The sequence below is a fragment of the Opitutia bacterium ISCC 52 genome, from assembly GCA_014529675.2.
Lineage (GTDB): Bacteria > Verrucomicrobiota > Verrucomicrobiia > Opitutales > UBA2995 > UBA2995.
On record CP076040.1, the window covers coordinates 3,226,979 to 3,241,858 of the forward strand.

The window sequence follows — 14,880 nt, forward strand, 5'->3', positions numbered from 1 at the left end:
CTCAACCACTGGCATGAACACCTTCGCAAAAAAAGAGAAATCAAGCTTCCCGGACGAGATTGCCGTCTGGTTTTCTTCTCTTGGTCTCTGCCTGGGTCTTGTAATGATTTTGGGGCTACTTTCAGTTATCGCTTACAACGGCATCACTGTATTCTGGCCGAAGCGCGTGGCGGAAATTCAGCTATCGTCCGAAAGTGTCGAGGACTTTTCCGGTCGAGAAAAAGCGGCGGGTATCATCGTATCCAAACAAGTAGTGACCAATGATCGCTCGCTGGATACCGCCATCGCTCCGCGAGAAGAGTGGCAGCTCTTTCTGGGAAACAAAGATGTATTCGGATTCTCATACAAATTCTTTAATCGGTCAGAAATACATTCAGTTAGCTATCCGGAACATGTCGCAGTACTGGAAAGGTCGGAGTACGGCAATGCAATCGTATACCCCGAACATATAACGACCGAGGAAGGTGAAACCATCGAAGTGGACGCGGAAGCGTTCGATGAAAAGCTTTTGGAAGTGGTAGAGATATGTAAGCAACGGCGCCTCGACATAAGGCACCTGGAACAAGTCGAAATTGGCGCTATTAATCGCAAGCTGGAAGCGCTTCGTTTATCGGAACTCAAGATTACCCTAAAATCAAAGATGGATGAACGCGATTCAAGGGCTCTTGACAACATCAAAGAAGAGCGAGCGACCCTGCAGTCTTCATTTCAAGTGATCGCAAGAGAAGCTCGGGCTCTACGTGCAATTCAGGACAAGTCCCGATTGAAATACCGACTGGCCTCAGGTGAGGAAGGTGAAATTTCCGGAGGAGACATATTCCATCTCTACTTTCCTAATCGCCTGGGTTTCTTTGGCCAATGCTCGATCTTCTTTGTACAGATACGGGAGTTTCTCACAACCGAACCCAGAGAAGCGAATACGGAGGGCGGCGTCTTTCCTGCTATTTTCGGAACCTTTGTAATGACGCTAATTATGAGCTTGGCGGTCGTCCCATTCGGTGTTCTGGCAGCCATTTATCTACGCGAGTATGCAAGTGATGGTTTCTTTGTGCGATCAGTCAGGATTGCTATTAATAATCTGGCTGGTGTGCCATCCATCGTATTTGGCGTATTTGGCCTGGGTTTCTTTGTCTACTTCGTCGGTGGTAGCATCGATCAACTTTTCTATTCTCTTCGACTTCCGACGCCAACCTTCGGAACAGGAGGAATTTTCTGGGCCTCATTGACCCTGGCCATCATGACGGTCCCCGTAGTTATCGTTGCTACAGAAGAGGCGCTCTCTTCTGTGTCGCAAGGCGTCCGCGAAAGCTCCCAAGCCTGCGGAGCATCCAAGTGGCAAACGATTCAGCGTATCATTCTCCCGGCCAGTGCACCGGGTATACTGACAGGTATGATACTGGCTATGGCTCGAGGAGCTGGAGAAGTAGCCCCCTTAATGATGGTCGGAGTAGTCAAGGTGGCGCCGAGCCTGCCTATTGATGGCCAATTTCCTTTCGTGCATCTGGAGCGAAAGTTCATGCACCTCGGTTTTCACATCTATGACCTGGGGTTCCAGTCTCCCGATTCTGAAGCTGCCTTGCCCATGGTATTTGCCACCACCCTTTTACTAATTGTTCTGATTGTCTTCCTGAACTTTGCAGCCATTCTTCTTAGGAATCGCTTAAGAAGAAAGTACAAGACCTCGACTTTCTGATCCTTGCCTTGATGGAACCACAAACCACAACAGATTCACCGAAATCAACCTCTCAGAAGCCTGCGGAAAATCAAACGATCCAGGCCGACTATATTTCACTGAAGAAATACAACTTCTGGTACGGTAAGAATAAGGTCCTGCACAACCTGAATTTCGCCATGCCGCAAAATAAGGTCACCGCCTTCATTGGCCCCTCAGGTTGCGGGAAATCGACTCTCCTTCGTTCATTCAATCGTATGAACGATTTGGTTAAGGAATCGCATCATAAAGGGGATATCACCATCGATGGTCACAGCATTTTTGATCCACTGGTAGAAGTCATCTCTCTGAGAAAACGAATAGGCATGGTGTTTCAGCAATCCAACCCGTTTCCGAAATCGATCTACGAGAATGTGGTCTACAGCTTGCGTGTTGCCGGAAAGAACAAGAAATCTCTCCTGGACGAAGTTGCCGAACGCAGTTTGAGAGCAGCAGCCTTGTGGAGTGAAGTGAAAAATCGACTGGGTGAAAGTGCGCTCAATTTGTCAGGCGGTCAGATGCAAAGACTCTGTATTGCGCGGGCAATAGCTAATGAACCTGAAGTTATCCTCATGGATGAACCTTGCTCCGCGCTCGATCCCATCGCGACGGCAAAAGTAGAGGAACTCATCAACATTCTAAAAGCGAAGTACACGATCGTAATTGTGACGCACAATATGCAACAAGCAGCACGAGTTTCAGACAAAACAGCTTTCTTTTTTGAAGGAAAGTTGATTGAATTGGATGATACTAAGGAAATTTTTCTGAATCCAAAGAATGAGCAGACTGAGGCGTATGTCACCGGTCGCTTTGGATAGGTGCATCTCCTACTAGATGGAACGTTTTTTTGAGAAGAACCTAGACGATTTGCGGGTCAATTTGAACCGCATGGCGGAGCTTGCTTATGCAAACGTAAACACGGCGGTTCAAGCATTGATCGATCGCGACACGGTGTTGGCACAACAGACAATTCAGGCCGACGAAGAAATCGATGAATTGAACAAGTGGGTTGATCATCACGTCGTCGAACACATCTCCCTCTGCTCACCGGTGGCATCCGATGTGAGAATGCTTTATACAACTATCAAAGGTTCCCGCGATTTGGAACGTACCGGTGATGAAGCCACAACGATCGCCAAACGCGCTCTTAAAATTATTCGTACTGGTTATTCGGGAGACTTGTTTGAAATCCCCGTCCTATGCACCCAAGCCAGCAACTTGATTAACGAAGCCATGGGTTGCTTTCTCAAAGCAGATCTCGAGATCGCCATGGGTTTAAAGGCCAAGGATCGAGAGGTGGACAAGTTATACAAGCGTATAGACCAACAGATCAGTAAAAAGATCTCAGATGGGACGCTGGATCCCAAAGACGCTCCGGCTTTGATTGACCTCATGTTTATTGCAAAGTCGCTGGAACACGTGGGAGACCATGCCGTCAATATCACCATGGAAGTCATCTTCTACCTGACAGGAAGGGACGTTCGTCACCTCGAAGAGGTTAAGCGGGATTAGAGTGATTTAATAAAGTGGATCAGCGCTACAAGCGCGATACTGGCCACCAAACCAATCGTCACTTTCCCCAGATCCATCACGACCATCTTGTTGAGCTTTTTGGACAGCTTTTTGCTGTCGAGACGAATGTTCAGCGCATACTCTCGGCCCGCCAGCATTCCAATAAATACCCAGGTAGTACTCATAGGAATACTGTTAACTTCTTTAAAGTAGTAGAGAACGATCCCGAAGATAAGGTCAATGATCGTGGCCGAACGAATATCGGATGTGTTTCTTTTAGCACGAACGATGTGTTGGATTTTTCCACCACGCTGGTAAAAGATGTAGGCCAGTAATCCTAACAGGACCACAAGGGAAACGCCGAGCTCCAAGGCCGAGATTTTTCGTGGCAGGTAAACATAGATGTTAGCAAAATCCTGAGCCAACCATTGCGACCACAGAAATCCTGTAGAGCACCACTGAGCCAAAGTCCACCACTTCCTGGAATCGGGATAATCGTCGAGGCTGTTGTTGAGAAACCGTTTCTCGATTGCTTTGGCGACTATAAAGTAGAAGACCAGCGCCGTAACAAACGCGACTCCATATCCGGAAAGCGATTTGATCAGCATATCTCCCAAATTACTGGGAGCAAAAAAAGTAAGGATCAGGAAGGTAGTGCTGACAGGTATGCCCAAGCGGGTAATGACCAATAGCACTACCGGCGGTAAAATATACCACCATTCAAAAGGATCCGCCACAGGATACTTCGGATTATCAAATCCAAAACCATCTTCAGCATCTCCAATCAGACGCGCGTAAGACACATCCCCATCATTGATTACCCATCCGTAAATCAGGGAGACAGCCATAATTGACCCCGCAAAAATCCACAAAACCCACCACTTCCTTTTACTGTTGGAAGTCAGGAATGTGCCCAGAGTCTGGATCACATCATTTGCAACAACGGAATATGCAGCCAGCACAAACCCGAGGTACATTAGAAATGGAGTCATAAAAGCTAAGTCATCTGGTCAACTATTAAGATTCCGATAAGTAGCGGCTTTCATTTCCAATGCAACCCTCAAAGCGAAGAAATCGCAAATTTTGGCTGCAGCAGAACTAGTTCAAAACCACACGTATTCCCCGCCTCAGGTAGGTCGGCACATCCAGGTCGAACCCCTCATGCTCATTACGACCCGTCTCTTCGAAAAAACCACGGTGCTCTTCCATGCCTTCGAAAATGAGCTCCTGTTGGATATTTGGAATAAGTTCCAATTGGCCCTTCTTCCGCGCATCCCCCGCTGAAACTGGATTCCTGAGAGATCGTGAAGTCGTAACCGGCTTTCTAACGGGCTCTGGCTTTTCCCGCGGAGCAGGCGCCTTGTGAGCCGCTGGTTGAACTCCCCGAAAATTCCCACCCATGTCGGTGGTTCCCATGACGCAGATTTCGACCGTGTTGGTTTTTCCTTCGTCAATCACTGCGCCAAGAACGGTATTTTCCCGACTGCCAAACTTCTCGGTCACAAAATTCATAATCTCATTCACTTGAGACATCGAGAGGTCGGTCCCCCCTACGATATTCACCAGCAGATTATCCGCCCGTTTTGAGAAATCTGGAACGTGTAACAAGGGGCAAATGACCAGGTCGTCGAGCGCATCCTGAATAAAGTTGGGGCCCTGCCCGACTCCAAACCCAAACAAGGTCTTCGCACCTCGAATGCTGAAGACTTCACGCAGGGAAGAAATATCTACATTGATGAGGCCAGACTTCAGCAAGATGGCCCAAATAGACTTCACTCCTCGGGTAATCCACTCATCCGCTTTCGAAAAGGCTCCCAGAACTGAATCCTGAGCCGACTCCTCCTGTAAGAGCATATCATTGGGCAACGGAATAACCGCGTCGGCGGTTGCACGTAATTCTTTTAAAGCATTTTCAGCAGATTTAAAACGACGCTCTCCTTCGAAGGTGAATGGCATGTTTACGAAAGCGATTACCAATGCACCTCGTTCCTTGGCTACTTCGGCGATGACTGGAGAAATACCGGCCCCTGTTCCACCACCAAGACTTGCGACGATAAAGATGAGCTCAAAACCATCGACCATACGTGTGATGATTTCAAGATCCGAGTCGGCAGCCTTACGGCCCAACTCAGAATCACCGCCTGTGCCAAGTCCCCGAGTCAGGTTTCTTCCAATCAAGTGCGTTTCTCCAACCGGGGAATCAGAAAGGGTTTTCAGGTCCGTATTAACACAAGCCAAGCTCAGACCTTCCAGGTTCTCCATATCCATCCGGATACGATCAACCGCATTGTTACCAGCACCGCCGGCCCCGATAACTTTTATCCGGATACTGCTTTCAAATAGATTTTGAGAGTCCATTACGCGCCAAATCCTAAGAGTTGTTTAAAGCCTTTGATCAATCGCGTACTCCGACTCTTCTCGGAGAAGCGCGAATCATCCTTGTAACTGAATCCAAAGTAAAGGAGGCCGAGCGCCGTGCTGAAATCCGGTCCTGCAAGATCAGATGCGACCCATGAAGGATTCTCCCCCTGAGTCACAGGAAGGCCGAACACCTTTTCGCCAAGTTTTTCGATATCCTTTAGTTTTGAGGTTCCACCCGTCAAAACAACCGACGAGATTTCGCGGCTGGAGCAATACTCAGCAACATGCTTGTCAGCTCGGATTAGCTTAAACAGCTCATCCACCCGCGCATTAATGATCTGACAGACCCCGCCGCGAGAAATGGAACGGTCGCCGATAGTCAAATCACCTATAAGCATCACCTTGTCATTCTTCGATCTGGGCTCGAGAGTGGCTTTGCCGTTCTTGACTTTCAGCATCTCGGCCAATTTTGCGTTCGTCCGTAGGCCGATGCTTAAATCGTTGGTAATATGATCCCCCCCGACGGCAATAACCCCGGTATGGACCACGTATCCATTTTTAAATAACACGTAATCAGTGCTCCCGCTTCCGATATCGATTACTAATACACCACTTTGGCGTTCCTCATCGGTCGTAACCATTTTACCCGAAGCAAGACTACTCACAATCAGGTCTTCCACCTGGAGGCCAAATCCGTTGATGATGTGAATGGAATCACTCATTTTCTTCACCGAACCGTGAATATTCCAGTAACCCACCCCTAACTTGTGGCCTTCCAAATGCTCGGGATCGTCCACCAATTCGCCATCGAGCAAGAATCCAGCTCGAATGTGGTGAATAATTGCCCGGTCTTCAGGAAGTTGCTTACTCTTAGCTTCTGTGAGTAATCGCCGAATATCAGCTCGTTGGACTAAATTGTCGGAGGATTTAACGGTAACCTCCGCGTCGTTGTAGAAGGTCTCGAGGTGCATTCCGGATTGGGCGAGGTAAACCGCCTCCACCCGCACACCAGCGCTTTCTTCTGCTGCCATTATGGCTGCGTGAGTACAGTCACTAGCCGCATTGAAATCGATAATTTCGCCTTTCTTAACACCGCGACTGGAAGAGACTCCCATGCCAACAATATTCAGCGTTTTTTCGTTAACAATCTCGCCAACAAGGACGACGACTTTACTAGTACCGATCTCGACAGCTCCGATGATTTTGGAGTTCACGATAGGAAGGATAAGGTAGGATTAATAAAAGGAGTTAGGAAAAGAGTTGTTAGCAAACTCCACCGTTGGTTGGTCCAAGAGGGAGAGGTTCACACGAAAAACGGACGATACAGTAGGCCCCCCTTCACTGTCGAGGATGTATTCAAGTTTTTCCAACTGCTCAGGGAAGTTTTCTGGACTGAATAAAATCTCATTTACGCCGGTAGATCGCACTCGAATGTATCCCTCGGTAAAGGTCTCTGCCATGATCAGCTGATCGGCAAATATGACCTCCCATCCACGAGATAAATCTGGGTATTCAGTTCGTGCAACTTGCAATAGCTCTGAAAGAAAAGGAACCGAATCGATGGAATGATATCCAATATCACTCTTATGAAGATTTACACCAGCCAGGAAAGGCAACCGACCTACTACACTGTTCGGAAATTTAATGTTTCTAAAAACAAAGCCTTCATCATCAACCAATAGTATTTCGGAGACTCCATTGGGTTGCTTAGCCTTTATCCGAAAGACAGGAAATCGTTCGTGCACTTTAACACACAGGGTATTCGGAAATCTCCGCTCTATGGATACGTCTTTGATTTGAGGAAATCGCTCAACGGACTTTTTCAAATCACTCATATCCACTTGCATGAGTCCCAAATTTTGCTCCAAACCCATGCGAAATTCGATCCAGGCTTTGGGAAGAACTCCATCTGTCTCGATATCCAGGTTTATAAAGGAAGCAGCAGCCGCATGTATGGTCGGTGCCTTGGGAGTGTTCACAATATAGTAACCGAGTAAGGACAATGCCAATACAGCACATCCAGTTCCCAAGCTGATCGTAGCAAAGTGAAACAGTTTTCGCATACGTACGATTTGAGATTCACGAGTAATCGCCTGTTTACCCGCACGCTGGGGTATTTTTTTCCAGGAGGTTTTAGGACGAGTTGGTTTTTTCTTTTTAGGCATGAGATGGTAGCAGTTGAGCAAATAATGTTACCCCGACGATACAGGTTCCGTGGTACAAGAATCTTCAGGTAAAGCATCCAGGTAGTTCTTCCAATCGTCTCCAAATAGAATAACCTCAGGCTCAAGTTGATAGCCTGTTGCACGGTATACTTTTTGGCGCAATTGATTGATTAAAGAAATGACATCCGAGGCGGTAGCGTTGCCTTTGTTGATTACGAAATTGGCATGAATATCTGACACTTCAGCTGCTCCAACGCCAAAACCTTTTAATCCCGCTTCATCCACAAGCTTACCCGCAGCTGAACCTTCGGGGTTCTTAAAAGTACAACCTGCACTGGGCTGACGAGGCTGGGATTCTTTTCGAGAACTCTGGTAGGTATCCATGGTATGCTGAATGGATTCGAGACTCGAAGCATCTCCCGCTTTGAAAATAACCGCTAATCCGATGGAATCATGAAGCTCTCGACAATGCCGGTAACCAAAATGGAGTTGCTCAAACGGAACGGAATACACCTTACCATGGAAATCCATGAGCACGACTTCAGAGATGACATCGGAAATCCATCCGCCCATCGCTCCTGCATTCATACGCAGTGCACCGCCTACATTGCCAGGTACACCTTCCAGAAATTCAAATCCTGCGCGCTCGTGCTTCCTCATGAAGCCACAAAGCTCTTTCAAGCGAACTCCGGCCCGGGCACGAATACGACCATCCTCTAAAACTTCGGTTTGCTGAAAAAATGGCTGCGTCAAACGTATGACTAATCCCCTTACTCCAGAATCCGGTACAATTAAGTTGGATCCACGTCCTAATATCGACACAGGCAAGGATGCCTTGGAAGCATACCGCAAAAGTAGTTGTAGATCTGTTTCACTCGCTGGTTCGGCGTAGAAATCCGCATTTCCTCCCACTCGCAATGTCGTTTTGTTTGCCAAAGGCTCATCCTGCTTAAAAACGGATTCAGCAGATAAACCCTCGCGCGCTGCGGTCGCAAAATCAAAGGGTAGCAACGGATTGGCAATTTCCAGTTGGTTTACGTACTTTGCCGCCACATCTTGAATGTTACCGGCCCCGAGAAATAAGAGGACTCCTTTTTTAGGTGTGATAATCTCTAGTCGCTCCAATACAGCTGATTCATCCGGACAGAAAAAGGATTCACGGTGAGGGGCCATCTCAGAACAAGTTTCAAACAAATGAGTCCCGTATCCGCCGAGAATGGGTTCCTCTCCTGCTCCATAGACCTCCATCACGATAAGCTGATGAGCTTTGGATAACACTTCAGCGAACTCATGTTTAAACTGGAGCGTGCGCGAGTATCGGTGAGGTTGAAAAACCACAATAAGAGGACCTGCACGCCGACTAAGCGCTTCAAACAATCTGCGAATTTCAGTCGGGTGGTGCCCATAGTCTTCGATGACGCAAAACCCGTCCGTTTCATAGATAACTTCCTGCCGACGCCAAAGCCCTGGAAACTCTTTGAACATCGATGGAGTAATTTCTGCAAAATCGTTCACCACAGTAAGGGCGGCCAATGCATTATGAGCGTTAAAGAGCTCATCAAAAGGAACGGGCAGAGAACAATCTGGCAACCGACCTCCAAAGCGTAAGGTATGATTGTCGAAATGAATGATTCGAGCATCCCCACTCTCCCCAAAGGTATGAACATCCGCTTTGAGTCCTTCCAAGTGCAACTCCTTGGAGATTTCGCAGGAAGCATTAATGAAAACCTGTTCCTGGGTACGATCAATTAAGCCCTGAAAGGTATGCACACACTTCCGTTTTGTCTTATAGAAGTCGGCATGATCCCAATCGACATTTACAATGAGGCTAATGGAGGGTTCGAAAGAATGAATACTTCCGTCACTCTCATCGACTTCGATAATCAGCCAGGGGCTATCCCCCTCGAAGTGACCGGGCAAAATAGAATCGTCGGAGAACAATCCTCCTAAAATAAAGTTACAGGGGAAGCCCGCTTGACCTAACGCATAGATCATCAATCCACAAGTCGTCGTTTTCCCATGAGAGCCCGCAACCGCAATGGTTTTAAAACGTTTACTGAGCGTTCCGAGAAATTCTCCCCTTCGCATGATAGGTGCACCCACCTTACCTGCTGATTTCAAGGCGGGATGAGCGGGACCAATGGCATTGGAGTAAATAATACCGTCTACCGACTCGAGGTCAGACTTCTTACTAAGTGCAACACCTGCATCGATAAGCATCTGGTGAACCCGCGGATGAAAGTTATCATCCTCTCCCGTGATTTTGCAGCCAGCCTGTTTTAAGAACATAGCCAGAGGTGCCATTCCCATTCCCCCCACACCCAGCATGTGGAAATGTATTTTGGAAAAATCTGATTCGCGAGTAATCATCCTTGCGTGTGCGGAATGGGCAGAGCTTGGCCATTTAAACTATGAGAAATCATCTCTTCCAATGATTCTGCAATACGCTTTGCTTCATCAGGCCGATCCAGCGACTTCAACTGCTTTCTCATAGTATCGCTGTTAGAGTCATTCCAGAGGAGTGCGTTCACCTCATCCATCAAGGTAGTCAGCTGAGTTTCCTGCACGATTCGAGCCGCATCCTTTTGCACGACAAACTCAGCATTAGCCGTTTGATGATCATCACGCGCAAATGGATAGGGTATCAGAATCGCCGGTACACCACAGCGGATGATTTCACCGATACTTCCAGCACCGGCTCGTGACACAACCACATCTGCCGCAGACAAGACAGCAGGCATCGAATCAGAAAACGGAACAAACCTTGAACGCACCGTGCCGTGAGTCGTGGTTTTGATTTCCTGTTCACCAGGAAGTTCACTCCGCATGCCTGTCAAACAATACAGGGACACACCTTTTTGGGCTAAGTCGTCCATGGACTCCTTGGCCCAGTTATTGAGTGCAGAGGCTCCTTGGCTACCTCCGAATACCACTAAGAGTCTCTCGGCTGGTTGGATATTTAGCGTTTTCCTCGCATCATCCCGGCTCATCGATACGAATTCTTTTCGCAGAGGTAATCCAGCGAATTGAATTTTACTGGAATCGGTTCCTGGGATCGTCACTTCATCCGGAAGAAATACCCGCTTCGCAAATCGACTCAGGAACCGGTTAGACCTTCCCACAATACGATTCGCTTCATGCAGTGCGAATGGAATGCCCTTAACATACCCGGGTAGCGCAATCCCCGCAGTCACGAATCCACCAAAGCCTAAAATCAGGTCCGGCTTGATTCTAGATAACAAGCGCAGCGCAAAGAAAAATGCGGTCAACTGCACCCAGATAAACTTAAGTAGTTTTACAGGATGCCAGGCAAAGGGAGCACCAGGAGCATCGACGAACTCCAAAGTCGGATAGTTTTGAATCAATCGAGCATCGACCTTCTTCCGCGAAACTACCAAAGAGCAATGGTGACCGCGTTCGAGCAGCTCTTCAGCAATAGCGATACCTGGCGTCAGGTGACCCCCTGTTCCGCCGCAAACTATTAGCACTTTTGCCATCAGCCCGTTATTTCGACTAGTTTCCTTCGTTCACTTCGCATGGGAAGACTTTCCCAACTTCGAAGACAATTGATGAGTACGCCCGTAAAGACACACATCACTACTAAATTGGATCCACCGTAACTGATGAAAGGCAGGGACATCCCCTTAGTCGGCAACAACCCGGTCACCACCCCCATGTTGATTAGGGCCTGTAGCATGATCATCAAAAGAGACCCCAACACCAGTAGCGCCTGAAACATCGAGGGCGCCCTCCGCATGGATAAAATAACCGTGGTGAATATGACCAGGAAAAGCACCACCACCAAACAGGTAACCATGAACCCAAACTCTTCCCCAATAATGGAGAAGATGAAATCGGTGTGGGCCTCTGGAAGAAAACTGTTTTGAGATCGGCCATTGCCGGCTCCCAATCCACTGAACCCACCATTACCAAAAGCCATTTGCCCTTGGTGGAGCTGATAGGTTGCGTCGTCTTTATTTCCCTCCACATCGAGGAAGGATAACAAACGGCGAAGACGCACTGGATTCTGAAAAATCAGATATAGGAACAGTGTCCCAGAACTAATCACCGTAGGAATCAAATAGGTCAATCTGGCCCCAGCCAAATAGAGTAGCATCAAGCCAACGGCACCATACAAGGCGCAGGTCCCGAAATCGGGCTCCAAAATGATGAGAATACAAAACACCCCGATAATCGCCAACGGTATGATGAATCCTCTCATCAAGGTTTTAAGAAAGCGTTGGTTTGCACTCAAGTAATAGGCCATGAGGAAAACAAAGGGTATCTTGGCAAATTCTGAGGGTTGAAAACCTATAGACCCAATGGTGATCCAGCGACGACTTCCATTAATCGGTTCAGCAATGGCGGGGATGAGTACCGCTATTAAAAAGACAATTCCAAGGACTGCCCCAATAGGTATAAGTTTCTTGGGTCGTTCTAGATCGATCATAGAGGCAGCCACACCGGCTACGACAGCTATGCCGAGCCACATGATTTGCCGCTCAAGGAATCGATAGGAATCTGCATCCAGCGATTGGGTAGCGCTGAAGATAGAGATAAGACCAATCAGAACCAGCGTAGAGACGCTGATTACAATGACTAGGCGTTGGTAGAATGAATGACCAGTGTTAGCAGTTTCTTTGGTAGCTTTGCTCATTCAGAATGGTTGGGAGCTATAACAGTATCAATCTTGCGGGACGACCTCCACTTCCGGAATGTCCTCCAAGCTATTGAATACGGAATCATCGAACAAGGTTGGGGTGGAAACGGGTCGGGATGCAGGCTGTGAAGATGGAGGAGGTGTCGTTGGGGTAGAGGCCGGTTGAGCAACACCCAAGAAAATTTTCAGTTTTTGGCCGACGCGAATCTTGCGTGCATCACTGATGCCATTGTCCTTCATCAGTTGCGAAGTCGTTATGCCATACTTCCGAGCGATAATGCTGGGATTTTCTCCTGCGGCGACCACATGAAAGATTCCATCAAAATCACTGGCGGCCGGCTGAGGTGTTGGCGCCGAATAAGTAGTCGTTGGCGTAACGGTCGGCTGCGGCGTAGAACTCGTCGCAGTTGAAGAACGACTATTCACTGGAATTGTCAGACTCTGATTGAGTTGGATCACATCAGACCGGAGACCATTCGCAGATTTGATAGCGCTCACAGTCGTATTAAAATTTCTGGCAATTTTAGAGAGCGAATCTCCTTTCACGACCGTGTAGCTTTCGGAAGTAGTAGTGGGCGCAGCCGAATAGGTAGGCGCTGCAACAGAGGTAGCTCCACCGGTATCGGAAGGAATCACCAAAGACTGCCCCGCATTGATCGTGGAGTTTTGGATGAGTCCATTCGCCTGAAGCAGGTCGTTGAGAGAAACACCAAAGTCGCGAGAGATCTTCCAGAGACTATCTCCTTTGGCCACGACATACTCAATCGCAGGGGAAGTCACTGTGGGATCGACCAACGGAGTCAGTATTTCCTCATTAAGCATTGGATTAATTTCAGGCGTAGCTTGATTAGCATACCCACTGTCGCTGGGACGGCGCGGTGCAGAACGCTCACCTCCACGATTGGGGCTGGGAACGTTATAGGCCTCTGAACCGGTGTTAAAGGCTGGATCGAGCGGGGTGCTTTGCTCAGGTGTATTGACCTCGGTCACCACTAGGTTGTCGTCCTCAACTGGGCGATTCGGTTGCGCATAGCTGTCGTAAATGGAGCCTCCGGTGGAACTCGGGCTGGTATCGCCTGCTGATGGTCCGCTGCTTGAACAGGCGGATAATAAATACAATCCGGCGATGACAACGACGTGAAACGCGAGAACGGAGATAAATACGTGGGCTTTCATAGTAAATATTAGAGGGTTAATTGTAAGTTGACCTTAAGCTCGGACACCACTTTCTCAAAACATTTCCCTCTTTCTTTGTAATGTCGAAAAGGTTTTTGGCTGGCGAATCCCGGACTGAACAGAACGACGCCTCCCGATGAAGCTTCACCGTAAGCTCCTTTGATCGAATTCTCTAAAGATTCGAAGGTGTCGCACGGGACTCCAAGGCCCTTAAAAACCTTGGCGACTTCCTCTGCAGTTTCACCTGAGAGAAAGGCTTTTTTAATGCGGTGACCGATTCGTTGGGCGAAAGCATCGATGCGGCCCCCTTTATGCCGACCTCCTCCGATCCAATAAACAGGTTGATGAAAGTGTTTTAATGCGGCTTCAGCCGATGAAAAATTGGTTGCCTTTGAGTCGTTCCAAAATTCGATGCCATTAATCTCAGAGACCGGGGCCAGGCGGTGTGGGCTTTGACGGAACGATCGAACCGAATCGTGCAACATCTCAGGATCGTATCCCCAAGCTCGAAAGAGAACAGCCGCTAACTGGAAATTTTCGCGCTGAGGTTTAAGATTAAAAATGGAATGCTTTGGAACTCGAATATAGGGACTATCGACCACGTAAGTATCACGAGGTAGGGAATGTCCAAAATCGCAGTAAGCAGACAGCACTTCCTTGCCCATGTAGACCGACTTGGCCTTGGCAACATTCAGAAGCTTCGCCTTGGCCAGGAAGTAACTTTCCATATCCCCATAGCGATCCAAGTGATCTTCAGAAAAATTCGACCAGACAACCGAATCAGCTCGAAAGCGTTTCATAAGCTCCGCCTGAAAAGAACTGACTTCAACGACGGCCCAAGCATCGGGATCGTTTGTCTTAGTGAGTAACTTCGCAAATGGATACCCAGTATTCCCTACCGCAAAAGCATTATGGCCTGCGTAATTCAGGGAATGCGTAATAAACTCAACCAGAGTTGTTTTTCCATTGGTTCCGGTGATAGCGAGCACCCGACCGTGCCAAAGCATAGAGGCGAGGTCTAACTCTCCCATAATTTCACAACCGGCAGCTTCGGCAGCTACCAACCATGGATGCTCCAACTCAAAGCCTGGACTCACAATCACAAGGTGATGTTTAGAAGCTTGAGTTTTTGTAAATGAATCAGGGAAGTCGGAATTCTGCTCATCGAATACAACACTGGAACCACCCAGATGATCCACTAAATCAACCACAGCTTTGCCACTCACTCCGGCGCCGAGAATGGCAACGGGCTTCTTCAGCCAAGCTTGGATGTCTTTAGAAATCTCCATGGTAAT

12 protein-coding genes are annotated in these 14,880 nt (G+C 48.1%); 3 read left to right on the top strand and 9 right to left on the bottom strand.

The features are described from left to right. Nucleotides 1-13 precede the first annotated feature (13 nt). Genes pstA through phoU form a run of 3 tightly spaced genes read left to right on the top strand, consistent with a single transcriptional unit; the run spans nucleotide 14 to nucleotide 3,223 of the window. Nucleotides 14-1,693 (top strand): phosphate ABC transporter permease PstA, encoded by a 1,680-nt coding sequence (pstA, locus tag GA003_13775; GenBank protein ID QXD27088.1) that lies wholly within the window; start codon nucleotides 14-16, stop codon nucleotides 1,691-1,693. A gap of 11 nt (nucleotides 1,694-1,704) precedes the next feature. Next, nucleotides 1,705-2,529, top strand: a complete 825-nt coding sequence (gene pstB / locus GA003_13780) for a phosphate ABC transporter ATP-binding protein (protein ID QXD27089.1) — start codon at nucleotides 1,705-1,707, stop codon at nucleotides 2,527-2,529. Nucleotides 2,530-2,545: 16 nt separating this feature from the next. Next, nucleotides 2,546-3,223: a phosphate signaling complex protein PhoU gene (phoU, locus tag GA003_13785; GenBank protein ID QXD27090.1), complete on the top strand. Its 678-nt coding sequence runs from the start codon at nucleotides 2,546-2,548 to the stop codon at nucleotides 3,221-3,223. Here the strand turns inward: phoU and GA003_13790 are convergent. The 9 genes from GA003_13790 to murD all read right to left on the bottom strand — a co-directional run bounded on the left by GA003_13790 (nucleotide 3,220) and on the right by murD (nucleotide 14,874). Continuing rightward, nucleotides 3,220-4,215: a hypothetical protein gene (locus GA003_13790; GenBank protein ID QXD27091.1), complete on the bottom strand. Its 996-nt coding sequence runs from the start codon at nucleotides 4,213-4,215 to the stop codon at nucleotides 3,220-3,222. The two genes, phoU and GA003_13790, sit on opposite strands and share 4 nt — an antisense overlap. Before the next feature lie 106 nt (nucleotides 4,216-4,321). Next, nucleotides 4,322-5,581, bottom strand: coding sequence for a cell division FtsZ family protein (locus GA003_13795; protein QXD27092.1), 1,260 nt, complete (start codon nucleotides 5,579-5,581; stop codon nucleotides 4,322-4,324). After that, the gene (gene ftsA, locus GA003_13800) at nucleotides 5,581-6,798 is read right to left on the bottom strand and encodes a cell division protein FtsA (protein ID QXD27093.1); all 1,218 of its coding nucleotides are present in this window, start codon (nucleotides 6,796-6,798) and stop codon (nucleotides 5,581-5,583) included. Before ftsA ends, GA003_13795 begins: the two co-directional genes overlap by 1 nt. 21 nt (nucleotides 6,799-6,819) lie before the next feature. Continuing rightward, nucleotides 6,820-7,749 (bottom strand): FtsQ-type POTRA domain-containing protein, encoded by a 930-nt coding sequence (locus GA003_13805; GenBank protein QXD27094.1) that lies wholly within the window; start codon nucleotides 7,747-7,749, stop codon nucleotides 6,820-6,822. Between the two features lie 27 nt (nucleotides 7,750-7,776). Continuing rightward, a complete protein-coding gene (gene murB, locus GA003_13810; GenBank protein ID QXD27095.1) occupies nucleotides 7,777-10,119 on the bottom strand; it encodes a UDP-N-acetylmuramate dehydrogenase in 2,343 nt (780 codons plus the stop codon). After that, nucleotides 10,116-11,246: a UDP-N-acetylglucosamine--N-acetylmuramyl-(pentapeptide) pyrophosphoryl-undecaprenol N-acetylglucosamine transferase gene (locus tag GA003_13815; protein ID QXD27096.1), complete on the bottom strand. Its 1,131-nt coding sequence runs from the start codon at nucleotides 11,244-11,246 to the stop codon at nucleotides 10,116-10,118. The genes murB and GA003_13815 overlap by 4 nt, the downstream gene beginning before the upstream one ends. Continuing rightward, nucleotides 11,246-12,406, bottom strand: a complete 1,161-nt coding sequence (locus tag GA003_13820) for a putative lipid II flippase FtsW (protein QXD27097.1) — start codon at nucleotides 12,404-12,406, stop codon at nucleotides 11,246-11,248. Before GA003_13820 ends, GA003_13815 begins: the two co-directional genes overlap by 1 nt. 27 nt (nucleotides 12,407-12,433) lie before the next feature. Beyond that, nucleotides 12,434-13,585, bottom strand: a complete 1,152-nt coding sequence (locus GA003_13825; GenBank protein ID QXD27098.1) for a LysM peptidoglycan-binding domain-containing protein — start codon at nucleotides 13,583-13,585, stop codon at nucleotides 12,434-12,436. Nucleotides 13,586-13,593: 8 nt separating this feature from the next. Beyond that, nucleotides 13,594-14,874 carry a UDP-N-acetylmuramoyl-L-alanine--D-glutamate ligase gene (gene murD / locus GA003_13830; protein QXD27099.1) on the bottom strand — a complete coding sequence of 427 codons (1,281 nt, stop codon included), beginning with the start codon at nucleotides 14,872-14,874 and terminating at the stop codon, nucleotides 13,594-13,596. Nucleotides 14,875-14,880 lie beyond the last annotated feature (6 nt).

Bases quoted from the DNA above. Each gene is read 5' to 3' on its own strand.
- pstA (QXD27088.1), top strand. From the start codon at position 14: ATGAACACCTTCGCAAAAAAAGAGAAATCAAGCTTCCCGGACGAGATT.
- pstB (QXD27089.1), top strand. From the start codon at position 1,705: ATGGAACCACAAACCACAACAGATTCACCGAAATCAACCTCTCAGAAG.
- phoU (QXD27090.1), top strand. From the start codon at position 2,546: ATGGAACGTTTTTTTGAGAAGAACCTAGACGATTTGCGGGTCAATTTG.
- GA003_13790 (QXD27091.1), bottom strand. From the start codon at position 4,215: ATGACTCCATTTCTAATGTACCTCGGGTTTGTGCTGGCTGCATATTCC.
- GA003_13795 (QXD27092.1), bottom strand. From the start codon at position 5,581: ATGGACTCTCAAAATCTATTTGAAAGCAGTATCCGGATAAAAGTTATC.
- GA003_13805 (QXD27094.1), bottom strand. From the start codon at position 7,749: ATGCCTAAAAAGAAAAAACCAACTCGTCCTAAAACCTCCTGGAAAAAA.
- murB (QXD27095.1), bottom strand. From the start codon at position 10,119: ATGATTACTCGCGAATCAGATTTTTCCAAAATACATTTCCACATGCTG.
- GA003_13815 (QXD27096.1), bottom strand. From the start codon at position 11,246: ATGGCAAAAGTGCTAATAGTTTGCGGCGGAACAGGGGGTCACCTGACG.
- GA003_13820 (QXD27097.1), bottom strand. From the start codon at position 12,406: ATGAGCAAAGCTACCAAAGAAACTGCTAACACTGGTCATTCATTCTAC.
- GA003_13825 (QXD27098.1), bottom strand. From the start codon at position 13,585: ATGAAAGCCCACGTATTTATCTCCGTTCTCGCGTTTCACGTCGTTGTC.
- murD (QXD27099.1), bottom strand. From the start codon at position 14,874: ATGGAGATTTCTAAAGACATCCAAGCTTGGCTGAAGAAGCCCGTTGCC.